The organism is Geodermatophilus sp. SYSU D01045, assembly GCF_054050295.1.
This window is the reverse complement of sequence record NZ_JBJGZB010000009.1, coordinates 122314-143895: the sequence shown is the minus strand read 5'-3', so window position 1 is coordinate 143895 and position 21582 is coordinate 122314. Positions and strand designations below refer to the sequence as shown.

The window sequence follows — 21582 nt, the reverse complement described above, 5'->3', positions numbered from 1 at the left end:
CCCCATGTCGACACCTCAGCCCACCCGCGAGGACAAGTTCTCCTTCGGCCTCTGGACGGTCGGCTGGCCGGCGCGCGACCCGTTCGGCGAGGCCACCCGCCCCGATCTCGACCCGGTCGAGAGCGTGCACCGGCTCGCCGAGCTCGGCGCCTACGGCGTCACCTTCCACGACGACGACCTGATCCCGTTCGGCAGCGACGACACCGCCCGCACCCAGCGGATCGACGCGTTCAAGAAGGCGCTGGCCGACACCGGCCTGGTCGTGCCGATGGTGACCACCAACCTGTTCACCCACCCGGTGTTCAAGGAGGGCGGGCTCACCGCCAACGACCGCGGCGTCCGCCGGTTCGCGCTGCGCAAGGTCATGCGCAACATGGACCTCGCCGCCGAGCTCGGCGCGCAGACCTACGTGCTGTGGGGTGGCCGCGAGGGCGCCGAGGTCGACAGCGCCAAGGACCTCAAGGCCGCGCTCGACCGCTACCGCGAGGGCCTCGACACCCTGGCGCAGTACTCCGAGGACCGCGGCTACGGCCTGCGCTTCGCCCTGGAGCCCAAGCCCAACGAGCCGCGCGGCGACATCTTCCTGCCGACCATCGGCCACGCGATCGCCTTCATCCACACCCTCGAGCACGCCGACCTGGTGGGCGTGAACCCCGAGGTCGGGCACGAGCAGATGGCCGGCCTCAACTACACGCACGGCATCGCCCAGGCGCTGTGGCAGGGCAAGCTCTTCCACATCGACCTCAACGGGCAGAAGGGCCCGCGCTACGACCAGGACTTCGTCTTCGGTCACGGCGACCTGCTGTCGGCGTTCGCCACCGTCGACCTGCTGGAGAACGGCTTCCCGTCCGGCGGCGCCCGCTACGAGGGCCCCCGCCACTTCGACTACAAGCCGCTGCGCACCGAGGACGTGAAGGGCGTCTGGGAGTCGGCCGAGGCCAACATGCGCACCTACCTGCTGCTCAAGGAGCGGGCCGCCGCGTTCCGCGCCGACCCGGAGGTGCAGGAGGCCCTCGCCGACGCCGCCGTGCCCGAGCTCGCCCAGCCGACCCTCGGCGACGGCGAGTCCTACGAGCAGCTGCTGGCCGACCGCTCGGCGTTCGAGGACTTCGACGCCGCGGCCGCCGGCGGCCGCCGCGGTGGCCAGGTCCGCCTGTCCCAGCTGGCCCTCGAGCACCTGCTCGGCGCCCGCTGATGGCACTGGTCGCGGGGGTCGACACCTCGACCCAGGCCTGCAAGGTCGTCGTCCGGGACGCGGCGTCCGGTGCCCTCGTGCGCGAGGGCCGGGCGCCGCACCCCGACGGCACCGAGGTGGCCCCCGCGGCCTGGGCGGCCGCCCTGGAGCAGGCGGTGGCGCAGGCCGGCGGGCTCGACGACGTCGCCGCCGTCGCCGTGGGCGGCCAGCAGCACGGCATGGTCTGCCTCGACGAGGACGGCCGGGTCGTGCGCGACGCCCTGCTCTGGAACGACACCCGCTCCGCCGGCGCGGCCGCCGACCTCACCCGCGAGCTCGGCGGCCCGCAGGCGTGGGCCGACGCCGTCGGCCTGGTGCCGGTGGCGTCGTTCACCGTCACCAAGCTGCGCTGGCTGGCCGAGCACGAGCCCGACAACGCGAAGCGCACGGCCGCGGTGTGCCTGCCGCACGACTGGCTGACCTGGGTCCTGGCCGGGGAGCCGGGCCTGGACTCGCTGGTCACCGACCGCGGCGACGCCAGCGGCACCGGGTACTGGTCGGCGGCGACGGGGGAGTACCGCCCCGACCTGCTGCAGCGCGCCTTCGGCAGCACGCCGGTGCTGCCGCGGGTGCTCGGCCCGGCCGAGGCCGCCGGGGCGGTGGCGTGGGGCGGCACCAGCGGCGCCGTCCTCGGCCCCGGCACCGGCGACAACGCCGCCGCGGCGCTGGGCCTGGCCGCCGAGCCCGGCGACGTCGTCTGCTCGATCGGCACCTCCGGCGTCGTGTCGATCGTCTCCACCACCCCGGCCGCCGACCCCAGCGGCGCCGTCGCCGGGTTCGCCGACGCCACCGGCAACTACCTGCCGCTGGTGGCCACGCTCAACGCCGCCCGCGTCCTCGACGCCACCGCGCGGCTGCTCGGCGTCGGCCACGACGAGCTGTCCCGGCTGGCGCTGTCGGCCCCGGCCGGCGCCGGCGGCCTGGTCCTCGTGCCCTACCTGGAGGGCGAGCGCACGCCGGACCGTCCCGACTCCACCGGCGCGCTGCACGGGCTGACGCTGGCCACCTCCACCCCCGCCTCGCTCGCCCGCGCCGCCGTCGAGGGGCTGCTGTGCGGCCTCGCCGACGGCCTCGACGCCGTCCGCGCCACCGGCGCGGAGGTGCGCCGGGTGTTCCTCGTCGGCGGCGGCGCCCGCTCGGAGGCGGTCCGCCGGATCGCCCCCGCCGTCCTCGGCGTGCCGGTGCTCGTGCCGCCGCCGGGGGAGTACGTGGCCGACGGCGCCGCCCGCCAGGCCGCCTGGGTGCTGTCCGGCGCGGACACCGCACCCGAGTGGCCGCGGCCGGGCACCGAGGTGCACGAGGCCGACCCGACCCCCGCCGTCCGCGAGCGCTACGCCGAGGTCCGCGACCTCACCGCGAACCGGACCTGACCTGACCCACCCCCGCACCACCGGCACCGTCGCCGTACCCCCGAGGAGCACCCCCATGGCCACTGTCACCTACGACTCCGCGACCCGCGTCTACCCCGGCGCCGAGCGGCCCGCCGTCGACGCGCTGGACCTGCAGGTCGAGGACGGCGAGTTCCTCGTCCTCGTCGGCCCGTCCGGGTGCGGCAAGTCCACCTCGCTGCGGATGCTCGCCGGCCTCGAGGACGTCGATGGCGGCCGCATCCTCATCGGCGACCGCGACGTCACCGACCTGCCGGCCAAGGACCGCGACATCGCGATGGTGTTCCAGAACTACGCGCTGTACCCGCACATGACCGTCGCCGACAACATGGCCTTCGCGCTCAAGATGGCCAAGGTCGGCAAGGCCGAGATCGGCGAGCGGGTGCGCGAGGCGGCGAAGCTGCTCGACCTCGAGCAGTACCTCGACCGCAAGCCCAAGGCCCTCTCCGGCGGGCAGCGGCAGCGCGTGGCGATGGGCCGGGCGATCGTCCGCCAGCCGCAGGTCTTCCTGATGGACGAGCCGCTGTCCAACCTCGACGCCAAGCTCCGCGTGCAGACCCGCACCCAGATCGCCGCGCTGCAGCGGCGCCTGGGCATCACCACCGTCTACGTCACCCACGACCAGGTCGAGGCCATGACCATGGGCGACCGGGTCGCCGTCCTCAAGGACGGGCTGCTCATGCAGGCAGGCCGGCCGCGGGACCTCTACGACCGGCCCCGCAACGTCTTCGTCGCGGGCTTCCTCGGGTCGCCGGCGATGAACCTCGTCGAGCTGCCGGTGACCGACGGCGGCGTCCGGTTCGGCGACACCGTGCACCCGGTCGAGCGCGAGGTGCTCGGCCGCGCGGCCGCCGACCGGGTGGTGCTCGGCGTCCGCCCCGAGGACCTCGAGGTCGGCGAGCACGGCATCCCGGTGGAGGTCGACGTCGTCGAGGAGCTCGGCGCCGACGCCTACGTGTACGGCCATGCCCTCCTGGAGGGGGCCGACCTCGACGGGACCCGGCACACCGTGACCGTCCGGGTCGACGGCCGCCGCCCGCCGGTCAAGGGCGACCGGGTGCACGTCACGCCGCGCGCCGGCCACGTGCACCTGTTCTCCACCGTCGACGGCGAGCGGCTCGGGTGAGCCTCCCGCCCACCGGCGAGCAGCACGTCCTCCGCCGCGGCGACGCCGAGGCCGTCGTCGTCGAGGTCGGCGGCGGCCTGCGCACCTACCGGGCCGGCGGCCGCGACGTCGTCGACGGCTACGACACCGCCGAGATGGCCGCCGACGTGCGCGGGCACGTGCTCGCGCCCTGGCCCAACCGGCTGCGCGACGGCGTCTGGTCCTGGGACGGCGTCCGGCACGTCACCCCGGTGACCGAGCCCGAGCGGGGGACGGCGATCCACGGGCTGGTGCGGCACGTGCCCTGGCGGGTGCTCGAGCGGGCCGAGGACCGCGTCGTCCTCGGCCACCTGCTGCACCCGCAGCCGGGGTACCCCTTCAGCCTGCGGCTGCAGGTGGCGTGGGAGCTCACCGACGACGGTCTGCGGGTGACCACCACCGCCACCAACGAGGGCGCCACCGACCTGCCCTACGGCGAGGGGCACCACCCCTACCTCGCCGTAGGCCCGGGGCTGCTCGTCGACGACTGCACGCTCACCCTGCCCGCGGCCACCCGGCTGCTGACCGACGACCGGCTGCTGCCGGTCGGCCGCGAGCCGGTGGAGGGGACGCCGTTCGACCTGCGGGGAGGCCGGCGGGTCGGCGACCTGGTGGTCGACGACTGCTTCACCGACCTCGCCCGCGACGCCGACGGCCTCGCCGAGGTGCGGCTGGTCCGCCCCGACGGCAGCGGCGCCGCGGTCTGGATGGACGCCTCCTACGGGCACCTGCAGGTGTTCACCGGCGACGTCGTCGAGCCGCCGTCGCGCCGCCGGCACGGGCTCGCCGTCGAGCCGATGACGTGCCCGCCGGACGCGTTCCGCACCGGCGAGGCCGTGCGGCGGCTGGCGCCGGGGGAGTCCACGACCGGCACCTGGGGCATCCGCCCGCTCTGACCGCCGGAGCGGGGGTCAGGCGGTCAGGGCGAGGCAGATCCAGCACAGCGGGTCGCCGGCGTCGTCCCGGTCCTCGGGCCAGGACCACACCGCCGGGTCGAGCAGCGTCACCGGCGCCAGGCACACCGACCGGCCGACCAGCAGCCCGTCGCCGCCCACCGCGTGCAGGCGGCCCACCGGCAGGTCCAGCGACTCCCCGCCGCACTCGAGGGGGCGCACGTCGTCCGCGCCCATCGTCCAGTGCTCGCGGCGCCGCGTGTCCGCGCTCACCGCAGCACGAGGCGCTCGCCGGCGGGCATCCGGCGGGCGAGGTCGGCGAGCAGCGCACGGGCGTCGTCGGCCACGGTCGCCGTGTCGAGCCGCACGACGACCTGCCGGTGGCCCAGCCGCCGGAGCCCGGTCACGGTCCGGCACAGCGCCTCGGCGCCGATCCGGTCGAGACGGCCGCGGACGCTGATGACGCCGGTGGTCCGGTCGGTGCGCGCGGTGGACAGCGGGGGCAGCGGACGGGCGCCGTCCTCGGGCTCCCGCTGGATCGCGGGCGGTCCCGAGGGGGCACGCCGTCGTCGGGCGGCGGTGCGGCGGTGGGCCTCTTCTCGACTCACCCCCTCACCGTGACGAATCCGTCCGGAATCCCCAGGGCCCTAGGTCCCGGGGACGGCCCGGTCCACCGCGGGCCGACACGCAAGGAGTGCGGCCCGTCACGGTCCGCACGTCCCCGTCGAGGAAGCGGGGCCACCGGTGCCCGGCACTCCGCGCATTCCCGTTATCCCCAACTACTTGGCAATGGCAGGTCCGGGCGCGGACGGGGAAGGCACGGGGGGCGCCGACGGGTGCGGTCACCGGCGGCGGGGAGGTGGCGCGGGGTACCTAGACTCGACCGGGCACCCCTGATCCGGGAGCCGGTACCGACCGAGGAGGGTGCACGTGGCCGTACGGGCCATCCGGGGCGCGACGCAGGTGGACGCCGACGAGCGCGAGCAGGTCCTCGAGGCCACCCGGGAGCTGGTGAGCACCGTGGTCGAGCGCAACGGCCTCCACCACGACGACATCATCAGCATCCTGTTCACCGCCACCCCGGACCTGGTCTCGGAGTTCCCGGCGCTGGCCGCCCGCGAGCTCGGGATGGGCGACGTGCCGCTGATGTGCGCCACGGAGATCGGCGTGGAGCGCGCACTGCCGCGGGTGCTGCGGCTCATGGCGCACGTGGAGACCGAGCGGCCGCGGGAGGACATCCAGCACGTGTACCTGCGGGGTGCCGTGGCGCTGCGACGGGACATCGCGCAGTGAGCGAGCGCCGGCGAGCGGACACCACTGCGCGGGGTGACGGCGCAGTGAGCGCGCGGTTCCGTGGCCAGGTGACCCTCGACGGGCCGTCGGGCACGGGCAAGTCCAGCGTCGCGCGCGCGGCGGCGACCCGGCTGGGCGCGGCCTACCTCGACACCGGTGCGATGTACCGGGCCGCGACCGTGGCCGTCCTCGACGCCGGCGTCGACCCCGGGGACGCCGGGGCGGTGGCCCGCGTGGTGGCCGGCGCGCGCATCGAGGTGGGGACGGCGGCCGACACCGAGCGGGTCGAGGTCGACGGCACCGACGTCGCGGTGCGGATCCGCGGCGCCGAGGTGACCCGCAACGTCTCGGCGGTCTCGGCGGTGCCCGCGGTGCGCCGGCAGCTGGTCGACCAGCAGCGCGCCCTGGTGGCCGCCGCCGACGCCGTCGTCGTCGAGGGCCGCGACATCGGCACCGTGGTGCTGCCCGACGCGACGGTGAAGGTCTACCTGACCGCCGCGCCCGAGGCGCGCGCGCAGCGGCGGGCCGCCCAGCTGGGCCTGAGCACCGCGGCCGAGGTCGCGGCGCTCGCCGCCGACATGCGCCGCCGGGACGAGTACGACAGCAGCCGCGCGGACAGCCCGCTGCGGCCGGCCGCCGACGCGGTGGTCGTGGACAGCACCGACCTGGACCGGGAGGCCGTCGTCGACCGCATCGTCGACCTGGCGCTCTCGGCGGTCGGGGCAGGGGAGAGGGCATGAGCGAGGAGGGCACCGGCGGTCCGCTGCCGGTGGTGGCGATCGTCGGCCGGCCCAACGTGGGCAAGTCGACGCTGGTGAACCGGTTCCTGGGCCGGCGCGCGGCGGTGGTGCAGGACGTGCCGGGCGTGACCCGCGACCGGATCTCCTACGAGGCGCTGTGGAACGGGCGGCGGTTCACCGTCACCGACACCGGCGGCTGGGACCCGAAGGCCGAGGGGCTGGGCGCGTCGATCAGCCGGCAGGCCGAGTTCGCGATGCGCACCGCCGACGTCATCGTGTTCGTCGTCGACAGCCGGGTGGGCGCCACCGACACCGACCTGGCCGCCGCGCGCATCCTGCGCCGCAGCGACCGGCCGGTGATCGTCGTCGCGAACAAGATCGACGACGAGCGCAGCGAGGCCAACGCCGCCGAGCTGTGGTCGCTGGGGCTGGGGGAGCCGCAGCCGGTGAGCGCGCTGCACGGGCGGGGCAGCGGTGACCTGCTCGACCTGGTGCTCGACGCGCTGCCCGAGGCGCCGCGGGAGCAGCCCGAGGAGGGCGGCCCGCGCCGCGTGGCGCTGGTCGGGCGGCCCAACGTGGGCAAGTCCAGCCTGCTCAACCGGCTGGCCAAGGAGGAGCGCTCGGTCGTCGACTCGGTGGCCGGCACCACCGTCGACCCGGTCGACTCGATCATCACCCTCGGCGGCGAGGAGTGGCGGTTCGTCGACACCGCGGGCCTGCGCCGCAAGGTGTCGACGGCGAGCGGCACGGAGTACTACGCGAGCCTGCGCACCGAGGCCGCGATCCAGGCCGCCGAGGTCGCCGTCGTCCTGCTCGCCGCCGACGAGGTGATCAGCGAGCAGGACCAGCGGGTGATCACCCAGGTGATCGAGGCCGGCCGCGCGCTGGTCATCGCGTTCAACAAGTGGGACACCCTCGACGAGGACCGGCACGCCCAGCTGGAGCGCGAGGTCGAGCGCGACCTCGCGCGCGTCCGGTGGGCCAGCCGGGTCAACATCTCCGCGGCCACCGGCCGGGGGATCGGCAAGCTGCCGGACCACCTGCGCGCCGCGCTCGCCTCGTGGGAGACCCGGGTGCCGACGGCGGAGCTCAACGCCTACGTGCGGCAGCTGGTGCAGGAGACGCCGCCGCCGGCCCGCGGCGGGCGCGCCCCGAAGATCAAGTACGTGACGCAGGCCGACGTCCGGCCGCCGCGGTTCGTCGTCTTCTCGACCGGGTTCCTCGAGGCCGGCTACCGCCGGTTCCTCGAGCGCAAGCTGCGCGAGCGGTTCGGCTTCGGCGGCACGCCGCTGGACATCTCGGTCAAGGTCCGCGAGGGCCGGGGGAACGACCGGCGCGGCTGAGGTCAGCCCGCCGGGGCCGGGTCGTCGTCGAAGCGCAGCGGCTCGGTCCGGCGGGGCATGGCCAGCACCGCCAGCGCGATGACGACGGCGGTCACGGCGGTCGCGACGAACACGCCGTGCGAGGCCGCGTGCAGGCTCTCCCGCGCGAACTCCGCGACGGCGCCGCCCTGCGACAGCGCCGCGGTGGTGCTGTCGACGTCGGTGGGGACCGCGCCGTCCAGGCCCGGCGGTGGTGAGGCGAACCGGGCGGCCAGCGTGGTGTTCGCGATCGCGCCGAACACCGCCGCGCCGACCGCCGACCCCATCGACCGGGCGAACATGTTGGTGGCGGTGACGACGCCGCGCCGGTCCCAGCCGACCACCGACTGCACCGCGACGATCAGCGGCGACGACGACAGCCCGAGGCCCGCGCCGGTGACGAACATCCACGCGCCGACCTGCCACAGCCGGGCGTCGGCGCCGAGCAGCGCCGTCCCGACGGTCCCGGCGACGGCGAGCGCGACGCCGATCAGCGCGGTGGTGCGGAAGCCGATCCGCAGGTAGAGCCGGCCGGCGAGGCTCGCCGCGATCGGCCAGCCGAGGGTCAGCGCGGCGAGGGCGAAGCCGGCCTCGAGCGCACCGGCGCCGAGGACGCCCTGCGCCCAGGTCGGCAGGTAGGAGCTCAGCCCGATCAGCAGCGCGCCGAGGCCGAGGGCGGCCACGTTGCCGGACAGCAGGATCCGGCGGCGCAGCACCCACGGCGGCAGCACCGGCTCCGCGGCCCGCCGCTCGACGACCGCGAAGGCCGCGAGCAGGACGACCGCCGTCGCGAGGACCGCGATCGACGTCCCCGACGTCCAGGCCCACGCGCTGCCGCCCTGCAGCAGCCCGAGGATCAGCAGCGCGAACCCGGCCGACAGCAGCACGGCTCCGGCGACGTCGAAGCGGTGCTCGCGGCGCTCGACGCGCTCGCTCCACCGGCGCAGCAGCGCGACGAACGCCAGCGCGCCCAGCGGCAGGTTGACCAGGAAGATCCAGCGCCAGGACAGGTAGTCGCTGAAGACGCCGCCGAGCGTGGGCCCGAGCACCGACGAGACGCCCCACACCGAGGCGAGGTAGCCCTGGACCCGGGCGCGCTCCTCGACGGTGTAGATGTCGCCGATGACGGTCATGCCGATCGGCTGGATGGCGCCGGCGCCGATGCCCTGCAGCGCCCGCCCGACGATCAGCGCCCGCATCGACCAGGCCAGGCCGCAGAACAGCGAGGCGGCGACGAACACCGCGATGCCGAACAGCAGCACCGGCTTGCGCCCGAGGACGTCGGCGAGCTTGCCGTAGACCGGCACGGTCACCGCCTGGGTGAGCAGGTAGACGCTGAACAGCCAGGGGAACTGGCTGAACCCGCCGAGGTCGTCGACGACGGCGGGGACGGCGGTGGCGATGATCGTGCTGTCGAGGGCGATCAGCGCGGTGCTGAGCATGACCGCCCCCAACACGGGGCCGCGCTCGGAACGGAGCCCGACCGAGGCCCGGGTCACGGTTGTCACGGTCAACCACCAACGCCGGCCGTCGTCGCGCATTCCCGACACCGCTTCGGCCGCACGCCCGAGCAGGGCGCGGACACGGTGCTGTGGCCGGCGACCGCCCCGGAGACGGCGACCGTGACGGGCAACCTGTTCGCGCGGCGCCGGGAGCTGCCCACGCCCGGCCAGGGACGCGACCCCGACGTCCGGCGCCGGCTGTGGGAGCCGGCGAACGACTCACCGCGGCACGCGGCCGACCACCGGGCGGAGCGGGGGAGCAGGTGCGGTAACCTGCTCTACGCAGCGATCGGGCGGCGCGAGCCGCCCGGCGCTCGGGCTGTAGCGCAGCTTGGTAGCGCACTTGACTGGGGGTCAAGGGGTCGCAGGTTCAAATCCTGTCAGCCCGACAGCGACACCGCAGGTCAGAGGCGGGTCACCCGACGAGGGTGGCCCGCCTCTCGCGTCAGTACAGCAACGCGTACAGCAACGCGGCGCTCGATACAGCAGCGGTCACCAGCGGAGTGCCTGCTCCCGCCGGTCGGCGGCCTCGCGCTGCTGGGCGGGGCCGACGTGGCTGTAGATGTCGGCAGTGATCGCATAGGACGAGTGACCGAGGTGCTCCTGGACCACCTTGGTGTGGGTTCCGGCCGCCAGCAGGGAGCTGGCCGCGGAGTGCCGGAGGGTGTGCAGGGTGATGCCGCGGAGGCTGGCGCGCGCGGCGAGGACTTCGAAGCGCCGTAGGACGTTGCGGGGTTCGAGCGGTGTGCCGATCTCGGTTGTGAAGACCAGGCCGTGGTCCTGCCAGGCTCCGACAGCCGTGCGCTGTTCCTCCAGTTGCCGGGTTCGGTGCACCTGGAGCGTCTCGATGGCCGAGCGGGGGAGTGGCACGGTCCGGCGGGACTTGTCGGTCTTGGGCTCGTCGAGCCGCAGCCCCTGAGAGGTCCGGGCGAGGGTCCAGCGGACCCGCAGTAGCCCGGAGTCGAGGTCCACGTCGGACCAGTGAAGGGCCAGCGCCTCTCCGCGGCGCAGCCCGGTGGCCAGCATGAGCCGGAACAGGCTCTCCAACCGGTCGCCACGGATCGCGTGTAGGAGTGCATGCGCCTGCTCCGTGGTCAGGTGCGGCCCGTCCTTGCGCTCGACGCCGGGCCGCTTGACGGCGGCCGCGGGGTTGTTGCGGATCAGCCCGTCGCGAGCGGCGACGTCGAGCGCCGCCCGCAGGACGGTGTAGATCGTCCGCACCGTTGATGCAGCCAGGCCGGCGTCCCGCTTGGTGACGATGAGCGCTTCGACGTCTGAGGGACGCAGCCGGCCGAGGGAAATCGTCCCGACCGTGGGCGCGAGGTGGGTGCGGGCGAGGGTGGCGTAGAGGTCCTTGGTTGCCTGCTTGCGGTCGCTGGCGGCAAGCGACTTGGTGATCCAGTCCTCAAGCCATGCGGCCACCGTCATGGAGGCGTCTTTGACCGGTGCTCCGGACTCGATCCGCTCGCGGACCTCGCGGAGCTTGGCCCGGACCTCGGCCTGCGTCTTCCCGTAGACCGTCCGACGTTTCAGGGTGCCGTGGTCGTCTCGGTAGCTGAGTTCTGCCGACCAGGTGCCGTCCTTCCGCCGGAAGATCGACCCCTCGCCGTTCGCGCGTCTTGCCACGTCGACTCCTCCGGCGATGTCGGCCTACCCGGGCACTCGCTCCCTGCCGGCGACCTGCGGTCCCGAGACCAGCTGGGCGACGTCACCACGGGTGCGCCTGGTGCAGCCGCCGGCGGGACAAACCGGTGGATGGCGGCGGCGTTGTCCCCAGCCGAGAGGCGGGACGGCTATCGGGCGTGTATGCGGCGTGGGCTGGCGTCGATCCGACGTCGCGGAGAGCCTGCTGCATGGCGCTCGGCCGTCGGTGCCGGCGCGGCGTTCGCGGACGTCTCCAGGCAGCGGACGTAGCGCTCGAGCTCGGTGCGGGGGAGTCGGCAACTGCGGCCGATGTGCACCGGGCGTAGGTCGCCGGCCTTCATGAGCGCGTAGATGGTCGTCCGACCGATGCGGAGGACCGTCGCTGCCTCCTCGGGGGTCAGCAGCAGGGGATTGCTGGCCAGCAGGTCGTGAAGGCGCTCCGGGTCGCCCATGTCATCTCCTCCCCATTTCCACTCCGCCCGCCGACGCCCGACTGCGGCCATTCGCGCACGGCGGCTGATGCGGTGCGTCCGTCGACGATGGGGGAACGGTCTCGGGTGCTCCTCCAGTGCATCTGCGACCAGGCATGCGCTGTCGACACGGCGGGGGGCTCGGGGCTGCGACTGTTCTCCAGGTCCCGGAGCCTCAACTGGAGGAGAGCTGGAGAGGGCCGCTCAGGACACGTTCCCGAGGCGGTCTGCAGAACGGCGCCTGCAGTAGACCTCCGGTACGCCCGTTGTCCCAGGCGCACACGTCAGCGGGACGGGTGTCGGGGACCCCAGGTCATGCGGTGCTCGTCGGCAGCTCGGAGGCGGACGTAGGGCCGGCGGTTGTAGGCGTCGAGGACGGCGTCGAGAGCAACGGACAGCCCGGAGAGGTCGCGGTCGTAGATCCGCCCGTCATCAATCTGCTGAGCCAGCTCCTGTAGCGCCTGGGGCCAGTCTCGGCGAGTGAGCGGCTGCCGCATCGGGACCTCCACGCGCCGCTCGACGACATGGACTGCGCTGAGGCCGGAGGCCGCGGCCCGTGATTGCTCCCAGGCGCGTTGCCGGCATGCCGGTGAGCACCAGGTGGGGATGCGCCCGCGGGCCTTCGGCTGGATCGGTCCGCCGCACCATCCGCAGGTCGTCGCTGCTCGGCGGCGATCACTCGGATCGGCCGCAACGGAAGTCGCCTCTGCGCGTCCGGCATCGACGCTGGGCGCAGGCTTCGGAGACGCCGCTGTCCGTGGCTGCTGATTGGGCTCTCGCTGTTCCCTCCGCCTCCTGGCCATGGCGGCCATCCTAATCATCACGACGAAAGCCGCGGCCGACAATGCAAGAGGTGTGTGGCACTTGATCTTGGCCATCTCCGGTGGCGATGAGAGCAGGATGACCTGGTGGAGCAGAGCACCAGGATCGACGTCGAGGCGCCGGTCGAGCAGGTCTGGAAGGTGCTGAGCGAGGTCGAGTTGTGGCCGGAGTGGGCGCCGACGGTGACCTCCGTTCGACGCTTGGACGACGGGCCACTCACCGTCGGGTCCCGGGTTCGGGTGGAGCAGCCCCGGATCCCTTCGACCGAGTACGTGGTCACGGAGCTCGAGCCGAGCCGCTCGTTCACCTGGGTGGCCACCGGTCCGGGCGTCCGCACCACCGCTCGGCACCTGCTCGAGGATCTCGGCGTCGGCGGCACGCGCGTCACCCTGGCGGTGGAGCAGGCCGGGCCCGTGGGCGTGGTGATGGGACGGTTCTACCGCCGGCTGACCGATCGCTACCTCATCGCCGAGGCCGAGGGGATCAAGGCCAGGAGCGAACGACAGGTGTGAAGCTAGGCCATGCGCGAGTCAGCCGCGGTGGCTGGAGACCGTCCCTGAAGGCGGCTTTAGGGACGTGGGCGCTCGTCCGGTGAGCTGTCGGGCCGAGGCCCGTACCAGATTGCTGCGCCGGCGCGAGTGCCCCGCAGTTGCGGATGGATACCGTCCCGTCCGTGGAAGCCCCTACTGCGCTACCCCGCTTCGTTGTTGTCGTTCGCTGCCAGTCCGCCGTGCGACTGGACGAGGATCAGACGTTCACAGTGTCGGTCGTGACCGCCTTCGGTGAGGGTGTCGTGGCAATTCGAACCTTTTATGAGGATCTCGGAGACCGTGGCTCAGTTCCGCGCCATCTCTGGTGCGAGGTTTCGATGCCTGCGCCAACGATTGAAGACGCGATGCAACACGGACCCCAAGTTGCGAGCATGATATTGCAGATGCTGTCCTTGGCGGCCAATGCTGCCATGGATTACTTGCAGCTTGAGTTGGTATTCGATGCGACTCCGGCCGTGCAAGAGCACCAGCTCTGGCAACAACTTTACGACCGGGAGGTCGGCATACCCCGCGTCATGCGCCGCCCGAACGGCGAGCACTTCGACGCGATCCTCAGGGCGGTTGATCGAATAAATGATCCCGCGCGCATGCTGAGAGCCGTTGGGCAATACCTCGAGACGCTTCGATACATGCGTCCCGGCATGGAGATAATGGCAATAGCGCATGCCTGGATGGCTATGGAGGCTCTCACCCCGATCGCGCGGGCGCGAGAGGTCGCGCGTGCAGGCTCGAGAGATGACCTGCTCGCCGAGTGGGGCATAGAGCTGAAGCAACTGGATTCCGAGGTTCGTAGACGGGTTCTCTGCCGAGGAGACGCGGAAGCGTACGCAGAAGCGCGTGAGGCCAGTGATGGCTTGGAGCACGGCATCTGGACATGGTGAAGATTCGCCAACTCTCAGGTACTCATTATCGGACCATCGCCGCTTATCTTCGTGAGGCGATACTGCAACTCCTGGGCGTGGAGGAGTCTTTTGCTGAGGAGATGGGGTCAGGCGATTCCGCGTCGCCACTTGCTTGCGCTCCCCTGTCGCGATACGTAACCGCGGTCATGGTCGGGGGAGTCGACCACTTGACTCATCCCTTGCGTCGATATCCTCAGTTCTCACTCGATTCGTCGACCATCCAAAGTGCTGTTAGGAGGGAGGATGGATCGCTCGAGATCACCCCGTCAGACACCATCAGTTGGGAGATGGGCGACGGAGTGGAGGTGAAGGACGTTCAGGTTCAGTGGTGGGGCCCTTGACAAGCTTCGGCTAACGGCGCAGCCGCCCAATGCAATCGAGAAACGTCCGGACAACTCGATCACGTGAAGCGGTCGTAGTCGGACATAACGAGGACTTGGGGCAGGGCCAACCGAGGGACGCTCCGACGGAGTATGGCTGGACGGATGTCCCAAAGTCGGCCGCTCAGGGACACCAGCGCCTGGCTCGTCTGGAGGGCGCCTGTGTGACGTGCCCTAAGGGCTCGGTCGCTGCTGTTCGCCTGCCGGAGGCCAGGCATGCGATCGGCTGCTGGAGCACGTTCGTGCTCGAGCCCGGTGAGCACGACCCGTCCGCGTCGTTGCTCACCGCCGCGATGTGGGCCGGGGCAGGGCTGCCGGCCGGGAGACGTCGTCCCGGTGACGAGGTCGCCGTCGACGCGCTGCTGGACCCAGGCGTCGCGGTGGCCCTAGCCAGGCCTCCGGGCAGTCCGGGTCCTCACCGCGGGAGGCGCGTGCTCAGCCGGGCCGGTCGGTCGCGGCCTCCTGGATCGAGGCCCAGACCCGCTCCGGTGTCAGGGGGAGGTCCCGTATCACCACGCCGGTGGCGTCCGTGACTGCCGCGGCGAGGGCCCCGGCCGTGCACAGCAGCGCGCCTTCGCTGATTCCCTTCGACCCGTAGGGCCCTGGACCGTCGTGGTTCTCGACGGCGGCGCTCACCAGCTCCACCGGGACGTCCTTGAACGTGGGAATGCGGTAGTCCAGGGCGCCGAGGTTGCGGATTCGTCCGTGCTCGTCGAGCAGCAGTTGCTCCATCTGGCTGTGGCCCAGTCCCATGATCGCGGCGCCTTCGTCCTGGGAGACCACCTGCAGCGGGTTGAGCTCCGTGCCGACGTCGCTCACCGTCACGTGCCTGGTGAGGAGCAGCTCTCCTGTCTCCCGGTCCACCTCCACCTCGATGGCGGTGGCGTTGAACTCGTAGAAGGCGGCGTCGCCGCCGAGCGGGTGCTTGCTCTTGCCGCGCAGCCGCCGGGTGCCCTGGCCGATGAACTCCCCGCGCAGCGGGCCCAGTGCCTGCCGGGCCGCCTCGGGCAGGCTCAGCTCGCCGTCGGGAGTGACCAGCACGCCGGGACGCTCGGACAACTCGTCGGCGGGGACGTCCTTCGACTCGGCGTAGAGCTCCAGCACCCGCCGGCGCACGTCCTGGCAGGCCTCGAGTACGGCCGAGCCCATGAACACCGTCGACCGGCTCGCCGAGGTCTGGAGGTCGAAGGGCACGGTGCCGGTGTCGCCGCTGACCACTGAGACGTGGTCGAGCGCCACCCCGAGCTCGTCCGCGAGGATCTGCTGCCACAGCGTCCGGGCGCCCTGGCCCATGTCGGAGGTGCCCGCGTAGACGATCGCGCTGCCGTCGGCCAGCAGCCGCACGAGACTCTGCGACAGCCCCGAGGTGGCGCCCGGCTTGATGCCCACCGCGATGCCACGGCCCCTGTTGGGGGGGAGCGGCGTCCCCCAGTCGATCAGCTCGGCGGCCTTCTCCAGGCTCTCGTGCCACCTGCCGTCGGCCGCGGCCTCGGACTCGCCGCGCACGAAAGCCTCGCCCTGGGCGACCAGGTTCCGCCGACGGATCTCCAGGCCGTCCAGGCCCAGCTCCCTCGCGCCCGCGTCGAGCTGCGACTCGATCGCCCACGCGACCTGCGGGCTGCCGAAGCCGCGGAAGGCGGTGCTGGGCGTCGTGTTGGTCATGACGGCGCGGGCGTCGATCCGCACACCGGGGATGCGGTAGGGCCCGGCCGCGACGTAGCTGCCCTTGCCCATGACTCGTGGGGCCACGTCGGCGTAGGCGCCGATCTGGAAGTCGGCCCACACCTGGTGGAACGTGAGCGCGCCGTCGGACGTGAAGCCGGTCCGGGCGGCTATCCGGCAGCCGGCACGCCGCATGCTCTGGAAGGTCTCCTCCAGGGACAGCACGATCCGGCAGGTCCGCCGGGTCCGGAGCGCGAGGAAGGCGATCAGCGGCTCGATCTTGGGGTTCTGCTTGCCCCCGAAGCCTCCGCCGGGGTCGGGCGCGAAGACCCGCACCTGGTTGAGGGGCAGTCCGATGACCGAGGCGATCGTGCGCTGCAGCACGAAGGGGTGCTGCACGGGTGAGTAGACGTCGAGGCCGCCCTGGTCCGTCGGGACGACGACGGTGCCGCCGGGCTCGATCGGGAAGTGCGTGACCATCGGGAACGTGTAGGTGTTCTCGACCACGACGTCCGTGCGCGCCTCCTCTGTCTCGAGGTCGCCCCAGGCGTAGTGCGCGTCCTCGAGCACGTTGGTGCCGGCGAGGGCGTGTCCCGGCCGGATCGAGGGGTCCTGGACGAGCTGCGCACCCGGGTCGAGGGCGGCCTCGAGGGTGTAGACGCCCGGCAGCTCCCGGTAGTCGACGACGACGGCGCGCGCGGCGGCCTGGGCCGCATCGAGGGTCTCGGCGACCACCGCCGCCACGGGCTCGCCGTGGTAGTTGACCCGGCCGTCGGCCAGCACCGGACGGTCGGTGTGGGAGACGCCGAACCGCGGCATGGGGGCGGGCAGGTCCGCCGGGGTCACCACGTCGACGACGCCGGGGATCGCTCGGGCGGCCGTCGCGTCGATGCGGAGCACGTCCGCGCTGCCCACTGGCAGCGTCACGACCGCGACCTGCAGCGCCCCGGGGAAGCGCAGGTCGGCGAGGAACCGCTGGGCGCCCGAGGTCCGCGCGTCCCCGCCGTAGCGCAACACGGGCCGGCCGACCTGCCCGCCCGGATGCAGATCCGCCGGGATGCCCAGGTCGTCGCGCTGCTCGATCGCGCGCTCCGGCGCGGTGGTCACTGCGCCGCTCCTCGCCGGACGGCGGTCGCCTGCACCGCGCGCACGATGCGCTGGTAACCGGCGCAGCGGCACAGGTTGCCCGACAGGGCCTCGCGGATCTCGGTCTCGTCGGGCGCCGGGTTGGTCCGCAGCAGGTACTCCGCGGAGACGACCTGGCCCGGGATGCAGAAGCCGCACTGGACCGCGCCCGCGTTGAGGAACTCCTCCTGCAGGTCGGTGAGGCCGTCGGCGGACAGCCCCTCGACGGTCGTGACCTCGTGGCCCTCGGCCTCGACGCAGAGGACGAGGCAGGAGTTGACCGCCTTGCCGTCGAGCAGCACGGTGCACGCGCCGCACTCGCCCTCGGCGCAGCAGCTCTTGGTCCCCGGCAGCCCGACCTCGTCGCGGAGGCCGTCCAGCAGGGTGCGGTGGGCGGGGACGGCGACGGTGCGCTCGCTGCCGTTCACGGTCAGCGTGACCGGCTGCAACTCGTCGTCCACGAGGTGGTCGTTGACGCTCATGAGGCCATCTCCCTGGGGTTGCGTCGGCTGGCGGCGGCGTGCACCGCACGGGTGGCGAGGACGCGGAGCGTGGCGAGGCGGTACTCGCGGCTGCCCCGGACGTCGGAGATCGGAGTCGCGGCCGACAGCAGCTGGTCGAGGGCCGCGCCCAGGGCGCCCTCGTCGGCCAGGTCGACCGGTCCGGGCACCTCGGCGCGCAGCGGCCGTGGCCCGACAGCCCCCATCCCGACGACCAGCCCGCCGTCGGAGCGCACCCCCGCGGCCACGCTGACCGTGGCGAGGTCGACGCCGCGCCGCCGGGTGAGGCGGCGGAAGGCCGACCCCGAGCCTGGCGAGGGGTGGGGGAGATCGATGCGCGTCACCAGCTCGCCGGGCCCGCAGAGGGTGCGCCGTGGCCCCAGGAAGAACTCGTCGAGCGACGCGGTGCGCTCGCCGTCCAGCGACGCGATGGTGACCCGCGCGTCGTGCACGAGCAGCGGGGGAGCGGTGTCAGCTGCGGGCGACGCGTTGCAGGAGTTGGCGACCAGGCTCGCCCGGTTGCGGATGGCCACGGACCCCACCGTGAGGGCCGCCTCGACCAGCGCCGGGTACCAGTCCTGGGCCACCGGATGCGCGACGAGCTCGCCGAGCGTGCACGTGGCGCCGATCCGCACGCCGTCGTCCGTGGCGATGATCGGCTCGGGCAGGTCGGTGACCGCCTTGAGGTCCACGAGCAGGTCCGGCTCGACGGTGTGGTGCCGGAGCCCGACCAGCAGGTCGGTGCCGCCGACGAGCGGCCGTGCGCGCTCGCCGCCGTCGGCCAGTGCGGTCAGCGCGTCGGCCGTGGTGGTCGGCCGGTAGTACCTCGGCATCCTCGCCGTCCTTCCGGGGTGACTGGTCAGGGATGACTGATGGTGGAGACCGGGCTGGGACCGAGTGCGGCGCATGCCCGCTTGGTCACCTCGTCGATCTCCCCGATGGCGTCGATTCGACGGAGCAGGCCCGCGGCGGCGTAGAAGGCGGTGAGCGGCGCCGTGAGGTCCCGGTACACCTGCAGACGGCGGCGGACCGTCTCGGGCTCGTCGTCCTCGCGCGCGACCCACTCGCCGTCGACCAGCAGCCGGCGACCGGAGAGGCGGCGGACGACCTCCTCTTCGTCGACGACGAGCTCCAGGACGATGTCGAGCCGCTGGCCCCGCTCGGCCAACGCCTCGTCCAGGCGCTCCGCCTGCGGGATGGAGCGCGGGAAGCCGTCGAGGAGGAAGCCTCCGGTGGCGTCGGTCTCGGCCAGTCGAGCCAGCACCATGGCGACGGTGATCTCGTCCGGCACCAGGTCCCCGGCATCCATGAAGGCCTTGGCCTGCCGGCCGAGGTCGGTGCCGTTGCTGACGTTGGCCCGGAAGATGTCCCCGGTGGAGATGGCCGGGACACCGAGTCTCCCGGCGATGATCTGGGCCTGGGTTCCCTTGCCCGCACCCGGCGGGCCCAGCAGGACGACGCGCATCAGGACCTCATTCCGTGGGCGGGCCGCTGGGCAGCACGCCCGAGCCGATGACGTAGGTGCGGGCGTTGGTGAACTCGATCGCGCCTGCCTCGCCGAGTTCTCGGCCGTAGCCGCTGCGCTTCGTGCCGCCGAACGGCAGGCGGGGGTCGGACGCGACGACGGCGTTGACGAACAGCGCGCCGGAGGTGATGCGCCGTCCCACGGACAGTGCGCGCTCGGTGTCCGTGCTCCAGACGCTGGCCGCCAGCCCGTAGCGGGTGGTGTTGGCGATGCGGGCTGCTTCGTCGTCGTCGGCGACCGCGACGACCGCGGCCACCGGTCCGAAGGTCTCCTCGGCCATCACGGGCATCTCCGGCGTGACGTCGGCGAGGACGGTCGGTGGGAACCAGGCGCCCGGTCGGTCGAGCCGCTCACCACCGGTCAGCAGCGTGGCCCCGGCGTCCACCGACTCGCGGACCTGCCGCTCCAGCCCGTCGACCAGGTCCGCTCGCGCCATGGGGCCGATGGTCGTGGTCGGGTCGGTGGGCGGTCCGACGGTCAGCTCGGTCGCCGCCTCGGCGAACCGGCGGCTGAATTCGGCGGCGACCCCATGGTGGACGACGAACCGCTTGGCGGCCAGGCAGCTCTGCCCACCGTTGATGAAGCGGCTCTTGACCGCGGCGGCGACGGCGAGGTCGAGGTCGGCGTCGTCGAGGACGACGAAGGGGTCGGAGCCGCCGAGTTCCAGCAGGCTCTTCTTGATCGCCCGGCCGGCGGCGGCAGCGACGGCCGAGCCGGCCCGCTCGCTGCCGGTGAGGCTGACCGCGGCGATCCGGTCGTCCTCGATCAGCGCCTGGCTGACCGCGGGGACGTCCTCCTCGGCGACGACGATGCTGCGGAACACGTTCTCGGGGAGGCCGGCGTCCCGGAAGGCGCGTTCGATGGCGAGCGCGCAGCCGGTGACGTTGGGGGAGTGCTTCAGGATCGCCGTGTTGCCCGCCAGCAGGGTCGGCGCGGCGAAGCGGAGCACCTGCCAGAAGGGGAAGTTCCAGGGCATGACGGCCAGGACCACGCCCAGGGGCTCGTGCGCGACCCAGCTGCGCTGGTCGCCGGTGTCGACCTCGACTGGAGCCAGCGCAGCGGGTCCGTGGTCGGCGTAGTAGTCGCACGCCGTGGCCGACTTCTCCACTTCGGCGCGCGCCTCGGCGATCGGCTTGCCCATCTCGGCGGTCATGAGGGCGGCGAGCTCCTCGACGTCCTTGCGCAGCTGAGCGCCGATCGCACGGATGATCTCGGCTCTCTGTTCCACCGGGGTCGCGGCCCAGGAGGCTTGCGTCTCAGCCACCGAGCCGAGGACGGCGAGGACCTCGTCGACGTCGGAGCCGGGGTAGCTCGTCAGTGGCTCGCCGGTGGCCGGGTCGACCGTGGTGACGGTGGAAGGCATGTGCAGCTCCTAGCTGGTCGTGGGTCAGCGGCGGTTGTCGAGCCGGCCGATGGCTCAGTCGAGGACGAGCACGTCGGTGAGGACGGAGGCCGTCAGTCGATCGGCGTCAGGTGCGTTCGATGGCGAAGGCGCTGACCCGCAGCGACCTGTCGGGAAGGACGGCGTACTCCAGGCCACCCACCCACGGCGGCTCCCCGGGGTCGTCGCCGAGGTGGGCCAGCGCGCAGGCGCGCAGCACGGGGGAGTGCGTCACCGCGACGGTGAGCCCACCGGTGGGGCCGCCTGGGTCGGCCAGGCTGCCGGCGAACGCGTCGATGCGGCGGGCGAGAGTCGTCGCGTCGTCACCGGGGACGTTCGGTAGCCGCAGCCACCAGCCGATCCGGTCGGGGTGGTCGAAGAACCCGGAGAAGAACAGGTTCGACGCCGCCTGGTCCTCGGTCATGCCGGGAACCTGCTCGGCGAGGGCACCGGCGCTGCTCACCATGTCGACCCGTTCGCCTGCCACGTAGATGTCGGGATTGCGCAGCGCGAAGGCCACGCGAGGTCCCTCGACCTCCGCCCCCTCGCTCCGCGCCCCCTCGGCCACGGCCTCGGCGGTCTGCCGGGTACGCAACGTCCCGCCGGTCAGGACACGGAAAGCCGGCCTCTCCTTGCCGAGGTCACGGCCGACCTGCCGGGCGATCTCCACCCCGTTGTCCGTGAGCGGGACGTCCCCCCGGTGCGAAGCGATCTCGCTGTGGCGCACCAGCAGGAGCCGGTGCGCCACAGCGACGTCGGGGCCGGACGGCTCAGACATCGATCGTTTCGTACGTCTTGACGCTGCGCTCGGCCAGGTACTCGATGATGTAGCCGAACACGTTCTCCTGGAAGTGCGGCGTGTTCTTGTGGTCCTCGTAGGCCTGCGCGTCGGTGTACTGCTCGTAGAGGAAAAAGGTCTCGGGGTCCTCCGGGTTGACCTGCGCCTGGTAGAAGACGTTCCCCGGCTCGGCACGCGACAGCGGCGTCATCTTCTTGATCACGTCGGTGACCCGCTTGGCCTCTCCGGGCTTGGCCTTCCAGGTGGCTGCGACGACGAACGCCATG

General features: G+C 72.8%; 21 protein-coding genes and 1 tRNA gene. 10 read left to right on the top strand and 12 right to left on the bottom strand.

The annotated features are described in order from the left end of the window. Positions 1-4: 4 nt before the first annotated feature. From xylA to ACI798_RS09680, 4 genes are read left to right on the top strand one after another with little or no spacing between them, the layout of a single operon-like run. On the top strand, positions 5-1195 hold the full coding sequence (xylA, locus tag ACI798_RS09695) for a xylose isomerase (protein ID WP_456941488.1): 1191 nt from the start codon (positions 5-7) through the stop codon (positions 1193-1195). Then, positions 1195-2604 carry a xylulokinase gene (xylB, locus tag ACI798_RS09690; protein WP_456941489.1) on the top strand — a complete coding sequence of 470 codons (1410 nt, stop codon included), beginning with the start codon at positions 1195-1197 and terminating at the stop codon, positions 2602-2604. The genes xylA and xylB overlap by 1 nt, the downstream gene beginning before the upstream one ends. Positions 2605-2659: 55 nt before the next feature. Continuing rightward, entirely contained in the window at positions 2660-3748 is a 1089-nt protein-coding gene (locus ACI798_RS09685) for an ABC transporter ATP-binding protein (protein ID WP_456941490.1), read from the top strand. After that, positions 3745-4662, top strand: a complete 918-nt coding sequence (locus ACI798_RS09680) for an aldose 1-epimerase family protein (protein ID WP_456941491.1) — start codon at positions 3745-3747, stop codon at positions 4660-4662. Before ACI798_RS09685 ends, ACI798_RS09680 begins: the two co-directional genes overlap by 4 nt. Before the next feature lie 15 nt (positions 4663-4677). On the opposite strand, the gene ACI798_RS09675 is transcribed toward ACI798_RS09680, so the two are convergent. Together ACI798_RS09675 and ACI798_RS09670 are read right to left on the bottom strand one after the other, a co-directional pair. Then, entirely contained in the window at positions 4678-4932 is a 255-nt protein-coding gene (locus tag ACI798_RS09675) for a hypothetical protein (RefSeq protein ID WP_456941492.1), read from the bottom strand. Next, a complete protein-coding gene (locus ACI798_RS09670; RefSeq protein WP_456941493.1) occupies positions 4929-5267 on the bottom strand; it encodes a hypothetical protein in 339 nt (112 codons plus the stop codon). The genes ACI798_RS09675 and ACI798_RS09670 overlap by 4 nt, the downstream gene beginning before the upstream one ends. A gap of 322 nt (positions 5268-5589) precedes the next feature. Between ACI798_RS09670 and aroH the strand changes: the two genes are divergently transcribed. The 3 genes from aroH to der are packed head-to-tail and all read left to right on the top strand — an operon-like array spanning position 5590 to position 8035. Next, positions 5590-5952, top strand: a complete 363-nt coding sequence (gene aroH, locus ACI798_RS09665) for a chorismate mutase (protein ID WP_457047811.1) — start codon at positions 5590-5592, stop codon at positions 5950-5952. Between the two features lie 44 nt (positions 5953-5996). Next, positions 5997-6692, top strand: a complete 696-nt coding sequence (gene cmk / locus ACI798_RS09660) for a (d)CMP kinase (protein WP_456941495.1) — start codon at positions 5997-5999, stop codon at positions 6690-6692. Next, positions 6689-8035, top strand: coding sequence for a ribosome biogenesis GTPase Der (der, locus tag ACI798_RS09655; protein ID WP_456941496.1), 1347 nt, complete (start codon positions 6689-6691; stop codon positions 8033-8035). Before cmk ends, der begins: the two co-directional genes overlap by 4 nt. A 2-nt stretch (positions 8036-8037) precedes the next feature. Here der and ACI798_RS09650 read toward each other — a convergent pair whose 3' ends face one another. After that, positions 8038-9495 (bottom strand): MDR family MFS transporter, encoded by a 1458-nt coding sequence (locus ACI798_RS09650; protein ID WP_457047810.1) that lies wholly within the window; start codon positions 9493-9495, stop codon positions 8038-8040. 375 nt (positions 9496-9870) lie between these two features. Between ACI798_RS09650 and ACI798_RS09645 the strand changes: the two genes are divergently transcribed. Then, positions 9871-9944: transfer RNA gene (locus tag ACI798_RS09645), tRNA-Pro, on the top strand. Positions 9945-10047: 103 nt separating this feature from the next. On the opposite strand, the gene ACI798_RS09640 is transcribed toward ACI798_RS09645, so the two are convergent. Further along, the gene (locus tag ACI798_RS09640; protein ID WP_457047809.1) at positions 10048-11181 is read right to left on the bottom strand and encodes a tyrosine-type recombinase/integrase; all 1134 of its coding nucleotides are present in this window, start codon (positions 11179-11181) and stop codon (positions 10048-10050) included. A gap of 167 nt (positions 11182-11348) precedes the next feature. Further along, complete coding sequence (locus ACI798_RS09635) at positions 11349-11651, bottom strand: helix-turn-helix domain-containing protein (protein ID WP_456941499.1); 303 nt, start codon at positions 11649-11651, stop codon at positions 11349-11351. Positions 11652-12577: 926 nt separating this feature from the next. On the opposite strand from ACI798_RS09635, the gene ACI798_RS09630 reads away from it, so the two are divergent. Next, positions 12578-13003: an SRPBCC family protein gene (locus tag ACI798_RS09630; RefSeq protein ID WP_456941500.1), complete on the top strand. Its 426-nt coding sequence runs from the start codon at positions 12578-12580 to the stop codon at positions 13001-13003. 257 nt (positions 13004-13260) lie between these two features. Beyond that, positions 13261-13923: a hypothetical protein gene (locus tag ACI798_RS09625; protein ID WP_457047808.1), complete on the top strand. Its 663-nt coding sequence runs from the start codon at positions 13261-13263 to the stop codon at positions 13921-13923. Between the two features lie 836 nt (positions 13924-14759). On the opposite strand, the gene ACI798_RS09620 is transcribed toward ACI798_RS09625, so the two are convergent. The 7 genes from ACI798_RS09620 to ACI798_RS09590 all read right to left on the bottom strand — a co-directional run bounded on the left by ACI798_RS09620 (position 14760) and on the right by ACI798_RS09590 (position 21581). After that, on the bottom strand, positions 14760-17093 hold the full coding sequence (locus tag ACI798_RS09620) for a xanthine dehydrogenase family protein molybdopterin-binding subunit (RefSeq protein ID WP_457047807.1): 2334 nt from the start codon (positions 17091-17093) through the stop codon (positions 14760-14762). Then, on the bottom strand, positions 17090-17593 hold the full coding sequence (locus ACI798_RS09615) for a (2Fe-2S)-binding protein (protein WP_456941503.1): 504 nt from the start codon (positions 17591-17593) through the stop codon (positions 17090-17092). Before ACI798_RS09615 ends, ACI798_RS09620 begins: the two co-directional genes overlap by 4 nt. Beyond that, a complete protein-coding gene (locus ACI798_RS09610; protein WP_457047806.1) occupies positions 17590-18444 on the bottom strand; it encodes an FAD binding domain-containing protein in 855 nt (284 codons plus the stop codon). Before ACI798_RS09610 ends, ACI798_RS09615 begins: the two co-directional genes overlap by 4 nt. Positions 18445-18470: 26 nt before the next feature. Continuing rightward, on the bottom strand, positions 18471-19076 hold the full coding sequence (locus ACI798_RS09605; protein ID WP_457047805.1) for an adenylate kinase: 606 nt from the start codon (positions 19074-19076) through the stop codon (positions 18471-18473). Positions 19077-19083: 7 nt separating this feature from the next. Continuing rightward, positions 19084-20499, bottom strand: a complete 1416-nt coding sequence (locus ACI798_RS09600) for an aldehyde dehydrogenase family protein (RefSeq protein WP_456941506.1) — start codon at positions 20497-20499, stop codon at positions 19084-19086. 106 nt (positions 20500-20605) lie between these two features. Beyond that, entirely contained in the window at positions 20606-21295 is a 690-nt protein-coding gene (locus ACI798_RS09595; RefSeq protein ID WP_457047804.1) for a histidine phosphatase family protein, read from the bottom strand. Further along, the gene (locus ACI798_RS09590) at positions 21288-21581 is read right to left on the bottom strand and encodes a putative quinol monooxygenase (protein ID WP_456858705.1); all 294 of its coding nucleotides are present in this window, start codon (positions 21579-21581) and stop codon (positions 21288-21290) included. Before ACI798_RS09590 ends, ACI798_RS09595 begins: the two co-directional genes overlap by 8 nt. Position 21582 lies beyond the last annotated feature (1 nt).